The following is a 19,501-nucleotide window of genomic DNA, read 5'->3' as shown; positions in this document are numbered from 1 at the left end:
CGCCGCGCCCGGCTCTGGGCGCCGCAGTGGCCCGCGTGGTGCGCACCGGGCGTGAGCGTGGAGGCCACGGGCAAACGCGCCGCCCTGGGTGTGAGCCCGGGGGGCGTGGTGGAGCTCGCCTCGGCGCAGGTCGTTCCGCACGCCGAAGGCACCACCCCCCTGTGGCCGGAGCGCGTGGCCATGAGCGAGCTTGAAGGCAAACGCGAGCGCATCCCCGTGGGGGTGGAGGTGCTCGACCTGCTCGCCCCCCTGGCACGCGGCGGCATCAACCTCATCATCGACACGCGCGAGCAAGCCTCCTCCCCCGGCGAGCTCTTCGCCCGGGTGGGCCAGCGGGTGCGAGCCCATCTTCAAGAGACCTACGGGGCGCTTCACACCCTTGATATGACGGGACATCTCGACCGTCCCGACACCCGGGTGGTCACCGAGAACTCCCCTGGCGAGCAGGCCAGCGCGCTGCGTCTGGCCGTGGCGCTGGCCGCGTCGATGCGTCACAGCCACGCCACGCTCAACCTGCTCACGCTCCCCACGTTGCAGCCCTTCACCCACACCCACGCCCCCGAGGCCGTGGCCCGGGGTGTGGGGCTGGCCGATCTGGTCGACATGGTCAGCGAGCAGCTCGTCTCCACCCGCGACGCCAGCCACACCACGCTGCTCTACCTGCGCGTCCCCCCCGAGCTGGGTGGGCTGAGCGACATCATTGAGACTCTGGACCTGGGTGCGGTCGACGCGCAGATCATCATCGGCCCCGAGGGCAGCTTTGAACCTGGCCGCTCCCACTCACGGGTGGAGCTCGACGCCGACGAGGAGCGCCGTCGCCAGGCCGCCCTCTCCGCGCTCGCCCAGGGCGCGCGCGCCGCAGAACGCGCGGCGATCTTCGGTGAGGGCGAGCTTGAGGAGGACGAGCTTGAGAGCATCGAGCGCGCCCGCGCGCTGCGCGTCAACTTAAGCGATGCGTTGACCTGAGGTTGCGCGCCATCACATCACGCATGAAAAAAGCCCCGGTCCGCACGACCGGGGCTTTTTGTTTCATCGCGATGGGGATGTCGTTTGCGTTGAACGCAGAGACGCGCCTGGCACCTTTAGCGCCGGCGACCTCCCGGCACGCCCAGCAGAAAGAGCACCAGGGTGAGCAGGAGCGGCGCCGGCAGGCCGGGCGCGGCCTGGCAGCCGCCGCTGACGCCTGGCGAGGCGCTCAGCACGCTCATCTGCGACTCCCCACCCGTCCAGGGGTTTTCGGGGCGCGCGACGCCTCCGGCGTCGTCAAAGCCGGCGTCATCGACGCCCACATCGGCACCATCAGCATCCGGGACGTCGCTGCCCGCATCGACCGGATCGTCAGGCAGCTCGGGATCTTCCGGGTCTTCGGGCTCGGGCTCCCAGTCCGGGTCGAGCTCCAGGCGGATGCTCCCCCAGTTGGTCACACCGGCCTCCAGGGTCTTCTCCAGCGTGGCCGTGTGGTAGCCCGGCGCGCTGGCCTCAATGGTGACCTCCCCTTCCGAGAGCAGCACACGATCGAAGTTGTACGCGCCGTTGGCCCCGGAGGTGGCCTGCTGACCGTCGCTCAAGCGCACGGTGGCGCCGGCGATGGCGCTGCCGGTGATGTCATCGGGGTCTTCATACACGTAGCCGGTCAGTCGCACGGCCGGCTCACTGCCCGCGGAAGCCAGCGTTCGGAGCTCGGTGTTGGGCTGATAATGATCGAGCATCCAGGTGTAGGTCTTGCCGCTGGCCGCCCACGAGATCGAGCCCCACTGGCAGATGCCCCGCACCAGGCAGCGGTCGCTGCCGGAGACGTTGGGGTGATCCTCGTGCGCCGCACAGCTGTTATGCCCGCACCAGCTACCGGCGCAGGCGCTCGTCGGGGCGTTATCCGGCACAATCGCCGACTGGTACGCCGGGCGCGAGCCGTGCTTCCCGCAGCTCGCCGCGTACTCGTACTTATCGATGGTCGAGGGTGAGCCGCGCTTGACCATGATCAGCTCCGAGACGGCCTCGGCGGCATTTGTGGTGATCGTGAGCCGCTGATCGTCGTAGCGCTGGTTGCAGGCGGTGTCGTCGATATGAAACCAGGAGTAGTTATGCGGCGGCACCGAGCGCCCAAGGTCGCGGCGGTTGCCCGGGCCGTAGCGCAGCACAAAGTAGAGTCCGTAGCTGCGCGCGGCGATGGCGAAGGCTTTGTACACCTCGCTGGCACCCGCGAGGTTGCGAAAAACGCCAATCTCCGGAGGGAGCACGCCTTTGACGTACTCATCGAGCGTCATCTCATCGATGGCCACGATCGGGTTGGAGCTGTCGGTGCACCCCTGAGCGCCGGTGTGGTCGGCGCGCCGGCCCACGCGAATGATCGGCGGTTGGGAGGCCGGGATCTCGTAGAGCGCGCTGGCCATCTCCGGATCCCTGCCCCAGAGGCGCCACAACTCCAGCGGTCCGGCCGGATCTTCGATGCGCCCTGACGTGGAAGGGAGCCCCACCGGATAGGGCGCCGCCGGCACGCCCCGATCATAAAACGCCGAGGTGTAGACGTAGGCGCGCGCCGGGCGCAGCTGCGGCACACGCTGGTGAACCAGACGACTTTGATGACGTTCATCGAAGACCGGCGCCTCAATCGCGAGCTCGTACTCCCCCTCGGGAAGATCGAACTCCCAGCGCCCCTCGGCGTCGGTGGTGGTCTGGACGTTGAGGCCCAGCACCTCGACGGTGGCGCCCTCAATGGGCGTATCCGTCCAGCCGTCGGCCAGGCGGCCGCTGAGCTCACCGGCAAAGGCCTGCGAGGTGGGTAGCAGAACAATCAGGGCGATGAGGGCGACGAAGATCTGGCGCATGAACCTCTCCCTTGAGGCGGGGTCGAAGATCGGGGTGGACCGGCTGTACGTCGCTTTTGCACCTACATCCTACCACACGTGCGGTCGGCGATGCCACAATCCCACGATGGCATCGCCTCGCCCCCCGATCCACGGCGCATTATTCGGCCGCCACGAGCAGAAGCTCCGTATAGGGCTCGGCGCCAATGAAGTCGCTGACCTGCCCGAGCTCATCGACGAGCTGCGCCAACGTCTCGCGCAACCAGCGCGTGGCCAACCCGCTTGTGGCCGGCGGAAGCTCCACAAGGATCGGCCCGATCACCGGCTCAAAATATCCGATCGGATCGTCGCCCCAGGGGGCCTGGCGAAGTTTGGCGGGAAGCTCACGCAGCTCGGCTTCGGTGAGCCCGCGTACCCAGGGTTTCCCGGCGATCAGGTGGGTGGCCAGCGAGCTCGCAAAGAAGACGTCAAAGCTGGCCTGGTCGGCCTCATTGCGCAGCTTGTCGTTGTAGAGGAGCGCGGCCAGATCTTCGACCCGGTGACGCGTCACCCCGAAGAGCCAGATCTGCTTAAACGCCAGCATCCCGATGCGCAGCGCCGCCTGATCGACCTGCGATTGCGTGTGAAAGATGTCGAAGGTGGCCCGATCGGCGGCAAAGGTCGGACGCACCGCGCTCAAACCCTCAAAGAGCGCGGCCTCATCGGGGTTGAGCAGCGAGTAGGGAAGATCTTCGACGAGCGTGAGCGTAGGGCGCTGCTCCAGCTGCGCCGCCTTGAGCTTGAGGTTATGCGCCAGCGAGTAACCCACCTGAAAGAGCTGGCGCAGCGGCACGGTGCGAATCACCCGCTCGGCGCGCTCAAGCTCGGTGCGGGAGACAAACTCCAGCCCCAGGCTCAAATACCCGCCGGTGCGGCGCACCACCTCCCTGCCCGTCTCGATCTCGCCGGGCTCAATGCCGTCGGCGATCATCGTGCGGTTGTTGAGCGCGGTGAGCTCGGCGGCGATGCGCTCCACAAGCGCGTCATCGTCGAGGGCGTCGACGACCTTAAAGAAGAAGAGGCGCTCATCGAGGTTTTCAACGAGCACCCGCGGCACATCAAAGGTCTCGGGCGCAGCGAGTTGGACTTTGGCCTCGATGTCGCCCTTCTCCCAGCGCTCCCGAAAACGCACCGGGTTGAGGTAGGCGTAGACCGCCAGCGCCTCGGTGCGCGCGACATATCCGAACTCTTCCAGGCGGCTTGTGCGCCACTGCAGGGCCATCTCCTCCATCTGCGAGGTCAGCTCCCAGCGCACCGCCTCAAAGAGCGTCCAGGCCATCGCCGGGTCCACCTCGTAGAGGCGCTTGACCATCGCGCGCATCAGCGCGGCGATGTCCTCATCGTCGGTGTAGACGAGCGCGTAGGCGTTGTCCGGGCTCAGCTCCACGCGGTCCGGCAGATGGTCCGGGATGCCCTCCTCCGGATCGAGCACCTCAACGGCCTCCACGTGCGCCTTGAAGTAGAGCGCGATGACCTCCGGATCGAGCTCGCGGATCACCTGCTTAAAGCGCGCGTCGTCGGCCTCGGCCACCAATACGGCCATCCAGGTGGCCATGCGGCGGCCGCTTAAGTGGTCGCCCTCCCAGCAGTCCAGGTCGATGATGACCTGGATCTGCTCCGGGCTGGCGTAGGGCACCAGGTCGACGCCCTGATCAAAACCCGCCTCTTTAATCAGTCGAAAGAGGCTGTGCGGGTTGATGCTCGGGATGAAGCCTTCGGCGTCGGGGCGATCGAGGATGGCCTGAATCTGCTCGACCGGGTTGCCAGGCCCCAGCGAGGTGTCCTGACCGGCGATCAGCGCCCGGGCAATGCCCGGGCTTGTGCGATGCGGGTTCAACTCGACGATCTTATCGTTGCTCATGGTTCGCCCTTTGGAGGTGCGTGGGGACGTGCTCAGGCGTCATCGCCGCCGTCAGCGCTGCGATCTTCGGCCTCTTTCTGCGCAATGCGCTCGTCGATCAACGCCAGGGTCTCTTTGACCCCGTAGAGGTGAATGAAGGTGCCCAGGCGCGGGCCGCGATCCTGGCCAAGCAGCATGCGGTACATCGTCTTAAACCACTTACCCAGCGCCACGCCCTGATCTTTGCCAGCGGAGTAGGTGGCCGCCTGCAGCTCCTCGGCGTCGTTGCCCTCGTAGCCCGCCAGAAACTCCCGCAGCTGACGCACACTCGGCATCATCTCGTCCGACGGAAGCTCGTACTTCTTGGTGGGAACGATGAAGTCCTGGTAGTAGCGCGCGGCGCGGTCGATCATGTCGTCGATCACCGCGTCATCGTCCTCCGAATGCGCATCGTAGCGCTGGAGGTACTCGCGGATGATCGCTTTGTCGCCGGTGTTGAGCACGCTCACCAGGTTGAGGATCATTGAGTAGGTCAGATCGCTCTCAAAGCCGAGCTCCTGGCCGGCGTCGATCTTGTCGTACTCAATGAAGGTGATCGGGTTGTTGAGGCGCTCCTGCTCGTCGTCGGCGCGGCCGAACTCGGCGCGGGCCTGCAGATGATCGTCGGTGGAGCGCGGGATCACGTCGAAGTGCAGCTTCTTGGCCTTGGTGGGGTTCTGGAAGATAAACCAGCTCAGGCTCTCCAGCGTGCCGTACTGCAGCCACTCGTCGATGGTCAGGCCGCTGCCGACGCTCTTGGAGATCTTCGCCCCGTTCTCATCCAAAAAGAGCTCATAAAACATGCCCGCCGGCGGCTCGCCGCCGAGCACGCGCACGATCTTGGCGGAGAGTTCGGCCGACTCGATGAGATCTTTGCCGTACATCTCGTAGTCGACGCCGAGCACGTACCAGCGCATCGCCCAGTCGACCTTCCAGCCGACTTTGACGTTGCCATCGGTGACCGGGACGGTGTCCTGATTTCCGCAGGACGCGATGCCGCGGAAGGACTTATCGCAGGCGTACGACACCGTGCCCGCGTCGGGATTTACCCCGGTGATGCGGGTCGTGTAGACCTTGCCGCACTTGCGGCAGATCGGGAAGAAGGGGCTCCAGTCGGCGCGCTTCTCCTGGCTGAGCGTGGGCGTGATGACGCCGCGCACCTCCTCATACTTCTCCAGGATGCGGGTCAACCCGGGGTTGAACGCGCCGCTGCGGTACTGCTCGTTGGACGAGACGAAGTCGTACTCAAAACCAAAGGAGTCCAGGAAGCGGCGCAGCTGGGCGTTCATATAACCCGAGAAGCTCTCTTCTTCGCCAAAAGGATCGGGGATGTCGCACAGGGGCTTGCCCAGGTGCTCGGCGATGAGCTCCTGGTTGGGCATGTTCTGCGGCACCTTGCGCAGCCCGTCGAGGTCGTCGCTGAACGCCACCAGGCGCGTGGGTCGGCCGGTGAGGTGCTCGTAGGCCTTGCGCACCCAGGTGGTGCGAGCGACCTCGGCGAAGGTGCCGATGTGCGGGAGCCCGCTGGGCCCGAAGCCCGTCTCAAAGAGCGTGGGTTTATCGCCCTTCTCGTCGCCAGATTTGGTCTTCTCGACGCGCTCCACGATTTTGTGGGCTTCGCGGTAGGGCCAGGCTTTGAGGTGTTCGGGCAACTCACTCATGGTGCGCTCTCGGTGGTACGGGTTAACCAGATTGTGCGGGAAGTCAGGATACGCAGGCCGCGCGCCGGGGCGTCGGCGGCGGCACTGTAGTGGGGGCATTTCGACAATGCAACCGGGTCTGCGAGGCCAACAAACGCCCCTCGGCAGGCGTCATTTTGAGGCCTCTTCATGGCCCCGGCGGCGAGCCGGCCCTACAGGGAGCGCTTCGCCCGCGGTGCGCATTCCAGCGCGCCGCTTTTCGCGCTCTTTATGGGCCTCTAAGGCCAGTCCACAAGCTCGCCGGCCTCATCGCGCCAGAGGGCAAAAGGCGCCACGTCGCGGATGGTGTCGGTGCCCAGTTGCAGCATCAAGAGGCGGTCCACCCCGAGCGCGACCCCCGAGGAGGGGGGCATGCCAAAGCGCAACGCCTCCAGAAAGGCCTCCGGCATCGGCAGCGCGGGCAGCCCGCGGGCCTCGCGCGCCCGGGCATCCTCCTCAAAACGCTCGCGTTGCTCCTGCGCGTCGGTCAGCTCGCCAAAGCCATTGGCCAGCTCCACGCCGTCGACATAAAGCTCAAACCGCTCGGCGGTGCGCGGATCGTCGGGGTTCTTTCTGGCGAGCACAGCGAGCGGCGCGGGCCAGTCGGTGACGAAGACGGCGCCCATCGTGGCGATATGAGGATCGAGATGCTCGACGACCAGCGCAAAGAAGAGGTCGTCCCAGTGCGGTGTCTCACACAGATGCGGCGGGAGAAGCTCCAGGCGGCGCACCGTCTCGCGCAGCGCGTCGGCGTTGAGGTTCTCCAAAATGTCGAAGCCGCACGCCTCCCACACCACCTCCTGCATGGTGACGCGGCGAATGGGCGCGGTGACGGGGCGCGCGCTCTCGGCGTGCAGCGTCTGGCAGACGAGCTGCTCCACATCGTCGATGATGGCGTCGAGCGGCTCCCAGGCGCGGTACCACTCCAGGAGGCTGAACTCCGGGTTGTGGCGCGCGGTGACCTCGCCATCGCGCCAGACGCGGGCCAGCTGGTAGATGCGCTCCGCGCCCTCGCACAGCAGGCGCTTCATGCTGAACTCTGGCGAGGTGTGCAGGTAACCCGGGCGCGGGTGGTGCGCACCGTCGAGGTGCACGGTGGCTCCCACCGGCGCAAGATGCACGTCGGTGCCCGGGGCACGCACCCAGGCGGGGGTCTCGACCTCGATGAAGTCGCGGGCTTCAAAGAAGTTGCGGGCCCGGCGATTGAAAGCTGCGCGGGCCTCGATGGCCCGGCCCAACTCGGTGGTGCGGCCGGCGCTCAGGCGCGTCGGACCGCTTCCGGCGCGCGTAATGACCCGCCAGGTGCTCACCTGCAGGACGGCGCCCTCCCGCGCTCCACCGACCTCCACCAGCGCGAGGTGATCGCGCGCGGCGGGCCGATCCCCGCCAGAAAACGCCAGATCGCAGGTGATATGAAGGTTGCGAAGTCGCCAGCCGTGCTCAGTTTGCACCAGCCTGCCCCGGGTCTGAACACTGGCACAGTCGGGGAGTCGGTCAAGTCGTTGGGTGTCGGTCATAAGTCTCTGCGAGAGATGGAGTTATCGGCAAAACGAACGCGCGCACAAAGCCTGTTCAGGGCACCTTGCGCGCCTCTGCATTGGCGGCTAGATTGGCGGGCTAAGAGCAGTTTGTCGAATGGTGATGATCGAGGAAGCCGTGGTCCTGATTGGCCACGCACGCTCAGCTGTTTACGGCACAGTGAGCGTCGAGTGCTAACGCGTATTGCGAAATTTGGAGTGATCGATGGCCAGAGAGTTTAAGAACCTCGTCGAGATTTTGGAGCACAGCGTCGCGACGTATAAGTCGTCTCCGCTCTTCGGCACCAAGACCGGCGGAAGCTACAAGTGGACGACCTACGGTGAGTTCGGCGTGCAGGTCGAGCAGTTCCGCGGCGCGCTGGCGGATATGGGCGTGGAGAAAGGCGACACCGTCGCCGTCATCGCCAACAACCGCGTGGAGTGGGCCGTCGGCGCGTATGCCACCTACAGCCTGGGCGGGCGCTACTGCCCGATGTACGAGGCCCAGCTGGTCAAGGACTGGACCTACATCCTGCGTGACAGCGGCGCGAAGGTCGCGCTGGTGGCCAACCAGGTGATCTACGACCAGGTCAAGCCGCTGATCGACGAGCTCGACTCACTCGAGCGCGTCATCTACTTCGACGGCCCCCGTGACTCCGAAGACAGCTACCAGACGCTGCTCGACCACGGCGCCAAAACTCCGGCGGCGATCGTGCACCCGGAAGAAGATGACGTCTGCGGCTTTATCTACACCTCCGGGACCACCGGCGATCCCAAGGGCGTGCTGCTCAGCCACAAGAACATCATGAGCAACGTCAACGGCGTGCACAAACTGCTGGAGATCGGCCCCGACGACGTCAGCCTCTCCTTCCTCCCCTGGGCGCACAGCTTCGGGCAGGTCGTCGAGCTGCACTGCCTGCTCTCAATGGGCGCGGCGCTCGGTATCGCCGAGAACGTCAACACCATCATCGAGAACCTCTCGGAGGTTCGCCCCACCCTGCTCTTTGCGGTGCCGCGCATCTTCAACCGCATCTACAACGGCGTGCAGCAGAAGATGGAGGCCGAGGGCGGCATCAAGCAGATGCTCTTCACCCAGGGCATGGCCAACTCCGAGGCGCTTCGCGCGGCGCGCGACCGCGGTGAGTCGGGCGGGCTTACGGGGATGATGAACAAGTTCTACGATAAGCTGGTCTTCTCGAAGGTGCGCGCGCGCTTCGGCGGCCGGCTCAAATACGCCTTCAGCGGCGGCGCGGCGCTCAGCCCCGAGGTGGCCCGCTTCATCGACAACCTCAACATCACCGTCTACGAGGGCTACGGTCTGACTGAGACCTCGCCAATCGCCACCTGCAACTACCCCAACAACCGCAAGATCGGCAGCGTCGGCAAGCCTATCCCGGGTGTCACCGTGACGATCGCCGATGTGGAGGGTTACCCCTCGGGCACCGGTGAGATCTGCGTGAAGGGGCCCAACGTCATGCAGGGCTACCACAACCTGCCCGAGCAGACCGCCAAGGTGCTCGACGATGACGGCACCTTCCACACCGGCGATCTCGGCCGCGTGGACGAAGATGGCTACGTCTGGATCCTGGGCCGCGTCAAAGAGCAGTACAAACTTGAGAACGGCAAATACGTGGTGCCCGGTCCTATCGAAGAGCAGCTCAAGCTCTCGCCCTACGTCAACCAGGTCATGGTTGAAGGCACCAACAAGGCCTACAACGTGGCGCTGATCGTGGTGGACCTGGAGAACCTGAGCAGCTGGGCCGACAAAAACGGCGTGCCCCGCGATGAGCTTTTGACCCATCCGAAGGTCAAGGAGCTCTACCAGAAAGAGATCGACCGGGTGAGCGCCTCGCTCAAGGGCTACGAGCGTCCCAAGCGCTTTGCGCTCATCGAAGAGGAGTTCAGCGCCGACAACGACATGCTCACGCCCAAGCTCAGCGTGAAGCGTCGGGTGGTCATGGCGCGCTACGGTGACATGATCAACAACCTCTACAGCGACGATAAGACCGCCGCGGCCTGATGCCTCAGCTTCGATCCGGCGCTCGACGCCGGGTTGACGCCTGCGACGTTCAGCCCTCGCCGACCTTAAGGTCAGCGAGGGCTTTTTTGTACCCTCGCGCCCGGCCCGCCTCACCCGGACGTGCTTGCGCTTTCCCCGGGAATCGCAGCGGCCGGTGCTACGGGCGATGCGCAAAAAAAGCCCCCCGGATGCGACGCATCCGGGGGGCTCTAAGACCGGCTCACTCCGCAGGGAGAACGCCAGCTGTCGACGTTGACCGGCGCATGAAACACGCGCGGGCCACAGTTCTATGCCTCACTCGGCAACCACGCACACGCCCGTGGTTCCGGCATCACAACTCGGGCAGATCGTCACCGGGTACTGATAGATGTTGGAGGTGACCTCGTTGCCGGCCAGGGTCTCGCCAACGAGCTGCATCGTAAAGACGAAGGTGATCTGGCTGGCTCCGGAGGACGCGACGAACTCTTCGAGCACGTCATACTCCGAGCTCCCCGCGATCAGCGGGACGGTCATCACGACCGAGCCGCCGCCGCTCTCCACCAGGGCGCTGAAGTCGCGACGGGCCTCCGGGAAGTCCACGCTACCGACACCGGCGAAGCTGTTGAGATCGGAGGGCACGTTGACGCGAGCGCCCGTCACGGTGATGGCGTTCTGGTCGAGGTAGAGTCCCTCAAAACCACCGGAGCCCCCGCCGCCGGTCGCCCCGACGTTGCGGGAGTCCGGGAGACGGTTGAGAAAGGCCACGCCCAGGTTGAACGCGTTCTGGCTGCCCGGCACGTACTCATCGCCGACCAGCGGCTGGCCAAACTCCGCAAACTCCTGGCCGGCGATAAAGCCGTTCGAGGAGAAGACCACCACCGACTCATAGTCCGAGGGAAGCACGCAGGCGACCTCCCCCTCCCCGGTCGTGGCCAGCACGCCACCTTTGAGCTGGAGTGTGGCGTCTTGCTCCACGCACCCGCTCAAGCTCAGGGCCAGCAGGGCGCTCGCGCTCAATACCTTCATCGGAGTTTTCATCATCCATCTCCTCGTCGGCGCCGCGCTCTCGGCGCGGTTGACCTGTGGCGTTTCTTGAGTGGGGTCTTGCCCCATTGTCGCAGAATCTGTTGCGTTGGACCAATCTTCCATCATCACTCCTCCCATCCGTCGCCGGAGACGCTGCCGGCGGACATGCCGCCGAGCGACTCGGCGCGGTTGACGATGCGCGGGGTGATGAAGATCAAGAGCTCCGAGCGGCGCTCGCTCTCGGACTGGGTCTTGAAGAAGAAGCCCAGAATCGGGATGCGATGCAGGAAGGGCACCGCCGAGACGCTGTGACCGGCGTTGCGGGTGTAGATGCCGCCGATGACGGTGGTGTCGCCGTCGGGGATCAACAGCTCGGTGGTGGCCTGGCGCTGAATGATCGTGGGGTCACCACGGGCGCCGGTGTTCTGGAAGTCGGGCTCGTTCTTGGTCGCGTCAATCGACAGACGGATGTTGCCGTCGGGGGTGACATGCGGGGTGACGGTCAGCTCAAGCGTCGCGTCGACAAACACCGTCTGCACACCGGCCGCACCGACCACGCTGATCGGGATGCTGGTACCCTGGGAGATGGACGCTTCCTTGTTGTCCATCGTCAGGATGCGCGGGGCGCTGACGATCTTGGCGTGACCGGCCTCTTCCAGCGCGGAGAGACGCAGGTTCAGGTTCACCGCGCCGCCCACGCTGCCCATCGTCAGGCCGATGGCACCACCGGCACCGGTACCGACCGGCGCGGGCAGGTTGACCGCGAAGTTGGGGTTCGACGAGGTGCCCGCCACCGGAGTCTGGCCGTCGGTCGCGCCACCGGCCAGGCCCAGAACGTTGGGGAAGATAAGCCCGGTGGGGTTACCGGTGCCCTGGGAGAAGCCGATATCACCACCCCACTGCACACCGATCTGGCGGCTGAAGGTGTCGCTGGTCTCCACGATGCGGGCCTCAATGAGGACCTGCGGCACCTGGGAGTCGAGCGTCTCAACGAGCATGCGGATCGAGGTGAGGTTCTCGCGCAGATCTTTGATGATGAGCGTGTTGGTGCGGGCATCGACCGAGACGCTGCCGCGCGGGCTCAAGAGCCCCTGCACCTGGCTGACGAGCTCGTCGGCCGTGGCGTAGTTCACCGGCAGCAGGAAGACCTCAAGCGGCTGCACACGCTGGGCGCGGGTGCGCGCTTCGGCGCGGGCGGCCTCTTCTTCGGAGAGCACCGAGGCCGGCGCGACGCGAATCACGTTGCCGCGCACTTCAAAGCCCAGCTGCAGCGCCTGCAGGATGTTAAGGAAGACCTGGTCGAGCGGCACATTGCGAAGGCGCATCGTGACCACGCCCTCCACGCCGTCGCCGGCGATGATGTTGACGCCGCCTTCGGTGGCCACAAGGCGCAGGACGTTCTGCACATCGGCGTTACGAAGATCGATGGTGATGCGCTTGCGGCTCATGCCGGGCACCGAGCTGACCTGCGAGGGGTCGGTGACAACCCGCGGGTAGCTCGGGGGCGCCGAGGTCACGCTCTGACCGTCCTGAACACGGCGCGGCGCGGTGTCCGCGGCGAGCTGTTGGGCGGGCTGCGCCTGCTCGGGAGCGAACTCCCAGACGAGCTCATTGCCGCTCTGACTCAGACGGGCGCTGGCCTCCGAGTTGAGCTCGGCTTCCATACGCACGGTGTTGGTGCGGGCGTCGACAAAGCTGGAGACAAAGCGCACCGCCCCACCCTGGGAGTCGGCTGCCAGCGTACGCTCCAAATGCTCGGGGAGCGCCACATCGTTGAGGATCATCACCGCGCGACCGTCGCGGCTGCGGGTCGTCTCCACCTGACCGGGACGGTCGAGCTGCACGACGATGCGCGAGCGGCCGTCGTCGCCGGTCTCAAGGCGCACCGAGCGCACCGCGTTGGAGCTCTTCGGATCCACCGGGATCGCGCGGGCGACCTGCTCAAGTTCTTGCTCCGAGGCCTGGCGGGCCTGCTCAGCACGCGCGAGCTCATCGCGGGTGTTCTCGAGGGCCTGGCGAGCCTGGGCCAGCTCGGCCTCCATGCGCTCGCGCTCCTGACGCATCGCCTCAACGCCGTCTTCTTCCTGCGTGCGGCGGGCCTGCAGGCTCTCCAGACGGCCTTCTTCGGCGCGGCGGGCCTGCTCCAGCGCCTCAACGCGCTGCTCTTCGCGGGCGATCGCCTCGTTGAGCGCACGCAGTCGGGCGCGCTCGGCTTCATGGGCGCTGGCAACTTCGCGGGCCTGGGCCTGCTGAGCCTGCTCAACCTCGCGGCGCAGACGCTCGATCTCGGCGTCGCGCTGGGTCAGCGCGTTATTCAGTTCACGAAGTTCGCGCTCCGCGGCGGCCGCCTCGCGCTGCACGCGCTCGACCTCGGCCTGGGCGCGGGCCTGCAGCTCACGCTGACGCTCGCGCTCTGCCTCGACCTGCGCGATGGCGTCACGATCGGCCTGCGAGCTCGAGGTGCCGAGCTGCTCAAGCTGCGCCTGGAGCTGCGCCTCACGGCGACGGGCCTCTTCAAGCTGGCGGCGCTCGGCGGCCAGGCGACGCTCGGCCTCCTCGACGCGCTCACTGAGCGTGCCGATCTGGCCCTGGGCGCCCTGACGCTGCGCGTTGACGCTGGCCAGGGTCTGCTCGGCCTGACTCAGACGCGACTCCAGCTCACGCGCCCGCTGACGGGCACGCTCGCCCTCTTCTTCTTTGGCGCGAGCCAGGCTCAGCGCCTGCTGACGCTCCTGCTCGGCCTGCTCGGCGCGGCGCTGGGCGGCGGCCAGACGTTCACGGCTCTGGTCGCGCTCGGCTTCCAGGCTGGCGAGCTGATCGCGCAGCGCCTGGGCCTCGGCCTGGCGGGCGTTGGCTTCTTGCTGGGCGCGCTGCAGAGCCTGGGTGCGGCTGGCGACCTCACGCTCCAGACGCTCACGCTCCTGGCCACGGGCCTGCTCACGCTGGGCGCGGGCCTGAGCCAGCTCCTGCTGGGCGCGGCTGAGCTGCGCCTGGGTGCGGCTGAGCTCGGCGTTGGCGCGCTCATAAGCCTGACGGCTGCGATCCAGCTCCTCCTGAGAGGCGCCGGCGTTGGCGGCGACTGCCGCCCCGCTCTGCCCGCGGCGACCGGCGCCGTCGACAAAGACCAGCACGTCGCTGCCCTCGGTGCGCACGTCGTAATGCGCGCTCTCTTCAAAGCCGATCACAAGGCGCGCGACCGTCTGGAAGCTGTCTTCAAACTCGATCAGCCCCACTCGCGAGATCACCCCGTTGTCGACGCGCTCGCTCGATGCCTCACCGGCGAGCCGACTGTTGGAGAGATCCACAAAAAGGCGCGGCGGATCATCGAGCTTGAAGACCGAGAAGGTCGCCACCTCGGTGCCTTCAATCCGGATGTAGGTGCCGTCGGCGCCCTCTTCCACCGTAAAGGCGCTGACCTGATTAAGCGCGCTGGACTGCTCGGTGGCCGCGGGGGTTTGCGCCATCGCCGGCGCGCCCATTCCCAGGGTCGCGCACAGCATCACTACCGGTATCTTCCATCTCATAGCATGACTCCTGCGTCTTGCAGCGTGGGTGATGCCTTCCTGGCAAAAAGCGCGGGCGCTCCAACCGAACACACCCCGTCGTTCATCGACGTTTGTTCTCTTCATTGTTGCCGCCGTGAGGGCGGGGCGAGCCCCGGAAATCGCGTGTCAGATGCGCTCTCGTTGGCCGATTCAGTGGCCGAGGCACCCGGGGCCATGTCGCGATAGGAGCGCTCAATCGCTTCACGACCCTCTTCAGACTCAAGCAGACGCTGCAGCGCCTCGCGCTCCTCCGGTGTCAAGCCGCTCTCGGCCACACGCAGCTGCTGATCGCGCAGCCGCACCGTGACCACCGCGCCGCTCTCGTCGGCGCCGCCTTCGCGGATCTCCACCTCATTATCTCGAATGACGCGCACCACCCCGCTGTTGCGGCCGATGCGATCACCTTCTTTCACAAAATGACCGAGCCCGTTGGGATCGACGAACATCGCCCGCGGCACAGCCGTCTCGCTGATGACCGCCACCAGGTTGAGCGAGCTCAAGGGGAACTCTTCCAGCGGCTCCAGCGGGCGCACCGAGTCATCGACCGCGGCCGGCTCCGGCTGCAACACGTCCAGATCGGGCTGGAAGGGATTGCGGCGCACCGGATAATCGGGCCGCTGATACTCCTCAGCCGGGTCGAAGGCGGCGACCTGAAGCTCGGCTTCAGCCGCCGGGCTATCCTCGGCCTGCTTCTGGCGCTCAGCGCGCTTTTTGCGCCGCTCCAGAAGCTCCGGCGGCACCCCACTTGCGGTATCGTCTCCGCCGCAGGCGACCATCGAGGGGGCGCTGATCGCGATCAGCGCCGCGATGATCCACAGGCGCCGGCCAGAAGGCCTGGTCGCTCTGCGGCGCGATCTGTTCAAAAGCTCAATCATCCTGCTCACCTTATCTCAGCGTCCCACCCTCAAAGGGATGGGCTCGTCTCGGACGCTCGGCGCTTAGTTGGCTTTCCAGCGGTAGGTCGTGGCTTTGGCGCTCACCTCAAGCTGACCATCGGCGACCAGCCCGCTTGCCTGCCGGCTGACGTTGATGTCCTTGACGTTGACGATTCGCGTCATCCGACCCACGAAGTAAAAGAAGTTGGCGACCTCATCGAAGGACCCGACCAGCTCCATCTCCACCGGAATCTCGATGAAGTCCTCGCTGGCGATGTCTTCGTTGCGCCGGAAGCGGTTGATCTCCAGGCCGGCGGTCTTGGCCTGGTTGTGAATGCGCTGCAGCAGGCTGGGGATCTCGGCGGAGACCGGCAGCTTCTCGCGGGCGATATGCAGCTGGCGCTCCAGATCGTTGAGGCGGGCGACCACCTCGGCGCGGCTCTCGCTGATCTCTTTGAGGCGGCCCAGCTCGCGCTGCAGCTCGCTGCGCTGCGTCTCCGCGGCGGCGATCTCATCCTGCATCGGCCGGTAGATCAGCGTGAGGAAGCCCACAAAGATCCCGATCATCAGGATAAAGACCGCCAACACCTTCTGGCCCAGCGGGTAGGCGTTAAATCTGTCGATTAAGTCATTCATCGTCATCGCCCTCCAGTGGCGAGTTCAGCGGGTAGGGTGCTCAGCTACCCTGCTCGGCATCAGCTTCCGGGGCGGGGGCGTAACCGAGGTAGCTCAGCTCGCCGAAGATGCGGAAGTTGACCAGGCGGACCTGACCGGCGCCGCTGCGCCCGCCGCCTGAGGCCGTCTCCACGTACTCAAGCTGCACGTTGGCGAAGTGGCGCGCGGTGGTCATGCGCTGCAAAAACTCCGCGACGTCGTCGGCCGAGCCCGCCATGCCTTCAAGCTCAAAGGCGCCCTCGCCCTCCGAGAAGCTCTCGACCCACAGCCGACGGGTGTCCCACTCCACGTTCCAGTCTTTGCGCAGCTGGGCCACGCGCTCCTCTTCGTTGCGCGGGGGGCTGAGCATCGCCTGGATCTCATCGAGCATACGCACCGGACCGATGCGCTGGGCCTCCAGGTTGTTGAGCACGGCGAGCTGGGCGTTGAGCGCCTCGGCCTCCTTCTCCAGGGTGCGGGCGTCGGCGACCTCGCTCTCCAGGGCCTTGACCTCACGCTGCAGTCCGCTCACCTCGCTCTCGCGGGTGTTCAACTTCTCGGACTCCACCAGGTAGAAGACAAAGAGGATGGCCAGCTCGGCGATCAGCAGCCCGGCGAAGAGCAAGAGCTGGGTGCGACCGGCAGACCGGCGGCGAGCTTGCTTTATCGGTAAGAGGTTTACGCGAATCATCTCTCGTTAATCCTCCGCAGTGCCAGGCCCACGCTGACCGCCGCGATCGGCGCCCAACGCTGGATCTGGTCCGGGGTAAACTGCCGCTCGTCGTAGGAGACGTTGCGAAAGGGGTTGGCCAGCTCGGTGGGCACCCCGCTGATCCGCCCGATGGTTCGCACCAGCGAGGGGATCGCGGCGGTGCCGCCGCTGACCACGATCTTATCGATCTTGGAGTCGGCGGCGGTGGCCGCGTAGAAATCCAGCGAACGCTGAATCTCATGGGCCATATCCTCGGCCTTATCCTGGATGATGCTCTCGACCTCCTGAGGCAGAACCTCGTCGGAGCTCATCCCGGGGCTTCCGCCCATCTTGTAGAGTTCGGCTTCCTGATAGGTGATGTTGAGCTGGCGCTGGATCTCCTCGGTGATGTCGCTCCCGCCGATCGAGAGATCGCGGGTGAACATCGTGATCCCGTCGGTGACCACGTTCATCGTCACCACCGAGTTTCCGATATCGAGCAGCACCACCGTCTCACCGCGGTGGAAGCCGTAGTTGACCTCGTACATGTTCTGCAGCGCGAAGGCGTCGACATCGACCACCAGCGGCTCCAGGCCCCCGTCGTGGCAGACGGCCACGTAGTCGTTGATCATGTCTTTTTTGGCCGCGACCAGCACCACATCCATCTGCCCCTGATCGGTCTTGGGTGCGACGACCTCAAAGCCGATGAAGACGTCCTGAATGTTGAAGGCGATATGCTGCTCGGCCTCCCACTGGATCGACTCCTCGAGCTCTTCCTGAGTCATCAGCGGCAGACGGATCTTTTTGACGATGACCGTGTTGCCCGAGACGCTCAGCGCGCACTCTTTATGCCGAATCTTATTGCGCCCCAGAAGCTCCACGATGGCGTCGGCGACGACCGTCGAGTTCATCAGCGCGCCGTCGACGATCGTCTCCGGCGGGAGCTGCGCGTAATCAAAAGCCTGTAAGCTCAGACCGCGTTTTGTGCTTTTAAGGACGCACAGCTTGACCGAGCTCGAACCGATGTCGAGACCGATGCAGTTCCGTCCATTGGCCATCGCCATGTGACTGCTCCTTACTTAAAGCTGTACTCGAAGAAATTCGCTCGCATCGTGCCACGCTCGCAAAAACAGTGTCAACTTCAGGCCCCGACTTCCTGCCCGGCGATCCGCTCCTACGACACCATCGGGCGGTGGCGAGAGGCGGCCCAGAGCTATGAGGCATTCGTGCTGAGGCGATTGTACCCCGGACTGACAGGGGCGAAAGTTTTTTTCTCACCCGGGATAAACCTGGTGGGTTTGCGTTGTTGGGGGGCTCCGGTGCGGGCGACAGCCCCCTTGAACTCTGCGGGGTTTTGAATACACTTCGCAGGCTCTTTTGGACGGCGTCGAATCGAGTCGCCAGCCCGAAAAGAGCCGGCACCACGCTCGAGGGTCGCTGGGAAGGTCGCTTTACGGTGCTTACGTTTGGCGCTATTCCAGAGGCTTATGCCGCCGCAACCATCTCTAATCCTTCGGTCTTCGGGCCGAGACAGCGTGTGGGTTTTGCCATGAGTCCTGAACATATCGAGGAATTCCGGCAGCTTCTCAACGACGAGAAGAAGCGCCTCCTTCATAAAGCCGCCAACACCATCAAGCACGAGATCGAGCTCTCCAAAGACGACATGGCCGATGAGGCCGATCTGGCCAGCGCGCTGACCGATCAGAGCTTGAGCCTGCGTCTTCGCGGTCGCGAGCGCTACCTCATCGACAAGATCGACCTGGCCATTGAGCGCATCAACCAGGGCGAGTTTGGCGAGTGCGTGGTCTGCGGCGACGACATCTCGATTCAACGCCTGCGCGCGCGCCCGGTCACCACCATGTGCATCGCCTGCAAAGAAGAGCAGGAGCGCCGCGAGAAGCTCTACTCTGAGTAAGGCGTTCTCTGATGCGCGTGCCTCTTCGTTCAGGTACGTGCTCGCTTCCACCTGATCACGAGAGCCGGCCTCCTGACCTGCGGTCCGGAGGCCGGCTTTGTTCCACACTGGATGTCACCGATGGAAAAGCAGCCCCTTTATCTTTACGACGCCAAATCCACCGCCCAGGTCGGCCCGGTGGAGAGCACCGGCCTCGACGTCTACTTCCCCGACCATGTCGCCGGCTGGACCGATGTGCTCGACTGCCGCGAAGAGCCTTACACCGAGCAGTCCATCGCCGAGAACTGCGCCTATGCGCTGCGCGTGCATAAGAAGTTCATCCTGGTGGGCGCCTCGCAGATCGCGCAGGAATCGCCGGCCATCTGAACCTCGGCCGGGGGCCGCGTCTCTTTTGCCGCCCCGCTTTTCCCGCCGCGTTCGGCTCGCTACACTGGACGGCATCGCTGCATGCTCGCCAGGAATGCCCTCCTCTGACGGAGCCCCCGATGGAAGTTCAATGGCGCGACCACACCCTTAAAGTCACCGGCGACTGGACGCTTCGCTGGCTCTATCTGGCGCCTCAGTACGAGCTCTGGCTCGACGACCAGAAGCTCGACAGCCGCGGCGGCCCCCGTCTGCGCCCCCTCCTCGAAGCGATCTATGAGGACGAAGACGGCGATCTCCACCATATCGAAGCCGAGCTCGTCTCGGTGATCGGCTTTCGCCCTTACTGCGAGATCAAGGTCGAGAGCGAAGTCGTGGCCGCCGATAAGGTGCGGGTAGAGAACTTCATCAACCCCTTTTTGATGCTGATCATCATGGCGTCGACCGTCGTGATGCTCTACCTCGGCCCGGATATGATCCGCTCCCTGCTTGGCCTCTGAGCACGTCGGCGCCTA

General features: G+C 65.3%; 15 protein-coding genes. 5 read left to right on the top strand and 10 right to left on the bottom strand.

What is annotated here, in order from left to right; all coding sequences use genetic code 11:
* Positions 1–966, top strand: a 966-nt coding sequence (locus FRC96_RS14305; protein WP_230470273.1) for a hypothetical protein, incomplete at its 5' end; no start/stop codon positions are given.
* Positions 967–1,082: 116 nt separating this feature from the next.
* Here FRC96_RS14305 and FRC96_RS14300 read toward each other — a convergent pair.
* The 4 genes from FRC96_RS14300 to epmA all read right to left on the bottom strand — a co-directional run bounded on the left by FRC96_RS14300 (position 1,083) and on the right by epmA (position 7,918).
* A complete protein-coding gene (locus FRC96_RS14300; protein WP_146975336.1) occupies positions 1,083–2,825 on the bottom strand; it encodes a carboxypeptidase regulatory-like domain-containing protein in 1,743 nt (580 codons plus the stop codon).
* Positions 2,826–2,964: 139 nt separating this feature from the next.
* Positions 2,965–4,704, bottom strand: a complete 1,740-nt coding sequence (locus tag FRC96_RS14295; RefSeq protein ID WP_146975334.1) for a DUF6178 family protein — start codon at positions 4,702–4,704, stop codon at positions 2,965–2,967.
* A gap of 32 nt (positions 4,705–4,736) precedes the next feature.
* Positions 4,737–6,383, bottom strand: a complete 1,647-nt coding sequence (locus FRC96_RS14290; RefSeq protein WP_146975333.1) for a lysine--tRNA ligase — start codon at positions 6,381–6,383, stop codon at positions 4,737–4,739.
* A gap of 257 nt (positions 6,384–6,640) precedes the next feature.
* On the bottom strand, positions 6,641–7,918 hold the full coding sequence (gene epmA, locus FRC96_RS14285) for an EF-P lysine aminoacylase EpmA (RefSeq protein ID WP_146975331.1): 1,278 nt from the start codon (positions 7,916–7,918) through the stop codon (positions 6,641–6,643).
* 226 nt (positions 7,919–8,144) lie between these two features.
* On the opposite strand from epmA, the gene FRC96_RS14280 reads away from it, so the two are divergent.
* Complete coding sequence (locus FRC96_RS14280; RefSeq protein WP_146975329.1) at positions 8,145–9,938, top strand: AMP-dependent synthetase/ligase; 1,794 nt, start codon at positions 8,145–8,147, stop codon at positions 9,936–9,938.
* 294 nt (positions 9,939–10,232) lie between these two features.
* Here FRC96_RS14280 and FRC96_RS14275 read toward each other — a convergent pair whose 3' ends face one another.
* From FRC96_RS14275 to pilM, 6 genes are all read right to left on the bottom strand, one after another.
* A complete protein-coding gene (locus FRC96_RS14275) occupies positions 10,233–10,958 on the bottom strand; it encodes a hypothetical protein (RefSeq protein WP_230470272.1) in 726 nt (241 codons plus the stop codon).
* Between the two features lie 110 nt (positions 10,959–11,068).
* Positions 11,069–14,467 carry a type IV pilus secretin PilQ gene (gene pilQ / locus FRC96_RS14270; protein WP_230470271.1) on the bottom strand — a complete coding sequence of 1,133 codons (3,399 nt, stop codon included), beginning with the start codon at positions 14,465–14,467 and terminating at the stop codon, positions 11,069–11,071.
* 101 nt (positions 14,468–14,568) lie between these two features.
* Positions 14,569–15,363, bottom strand: coding sequence for a pilus assembly protein PilP (locus tag FRC96_RS14265; RefSeq protein WP_230470274.1), 795 nt, complete (start codon positions 15,361–15,363; stop codon positions 14,569–14,571).
* A 63-nt stretch (positions 15,364–15,426) separates the two neighbouring features.
* Positions 15,427–15,999 (bottom strand): type 4a pilus biogenesis protein PilO, encoded by a 573-nt coding sequence (locus FRC96_RS14260; protein WP_230470270.1) that lies wholly within the window; start codon positions 15,997–15,999, stop codon positions 15,427–15,429.
* Between the two features lie 40 nt (positions 16,000–16,039).
* A complete protein-coding gene (locus tag FRC96_RS14255) occupies positions 16,040–16,708 on the bottom strand; it encodes a PilN domain-containing protein (protein ID WP_146975320.1) in 669 nt (222 codons plus the stop codon).
* On the bottom strand, positions 16,705–17,772 hold the full coding sequence (gene pilM / locus FRC96_RS14250) for a type IV pilus assembly protein PilM (protein ID WP_230467484.1): 1,068 nt from the start codon (positions 17,770–17,772) through the stop codon (positions 16,705–16,707). Before pilM ends, FRC96_RS14255 begins: the two co-directional genes overlap by 4 nt.
* Positions 17,773–18,257: 485 nt before the next feature.
* On the opposite strand from pilM, the gene FRC96_RS14245 reads away from it, so the two are divergent.
* From FRC96_RS14245 to FRC96_RS14235, 3 genes are all read left to right on the top strand, one after another.
* Positions 18,258–18,623 (top strand): TraR/DksA family transcriptional regulator, encoded by a 366-nt coding sequence (locus FRC96_RS14245; protein WP_115607201.1) that lies wholly within the window; start codon positions 18,258–18,260, stop codon positions 18,621–18,623.
* 120 nt (positions 18,624–18,743) lie between these two features.
* Positions 18,744–18,989, top strand: coding sequence for a hypothetical protein (locus FRC96_RS14240; protein ID WP_146975319.1), 246 nt, complete (start codon positions 18,744–18,746; stop codon positions 18,987–18,989).
* A gap of 119 nt (positions 18,990–19,108) precedes the next feature.
* Positions 19,109–19,486 (top strand): hypothetical protein, encoded by a 378-nt coding sequence (locus FRC96_RS14235; RefSeq protein ID WP_146975317.1) that lies wholly within the window; start codon positions 19,109–19,111, stop codon positions 19,484–19,486.
* Positions 19,487–19,501: the final 15 nt, after the last annotated feature.

The sequence above is a fragment of the Lujinxingia vulgaris genome, from assembly GCF_007997005.1.
Taxonomy (GTDB): Bacteria; Myxococcota_A; Bradymonadia; order Bradymonadales; family Bradymonadaceae; genus Lujinxingia.
Note: the sequence above shows the minus strand (reverse complement) of the source record. Positions and strands in the feature narration are given on the sequence as shown.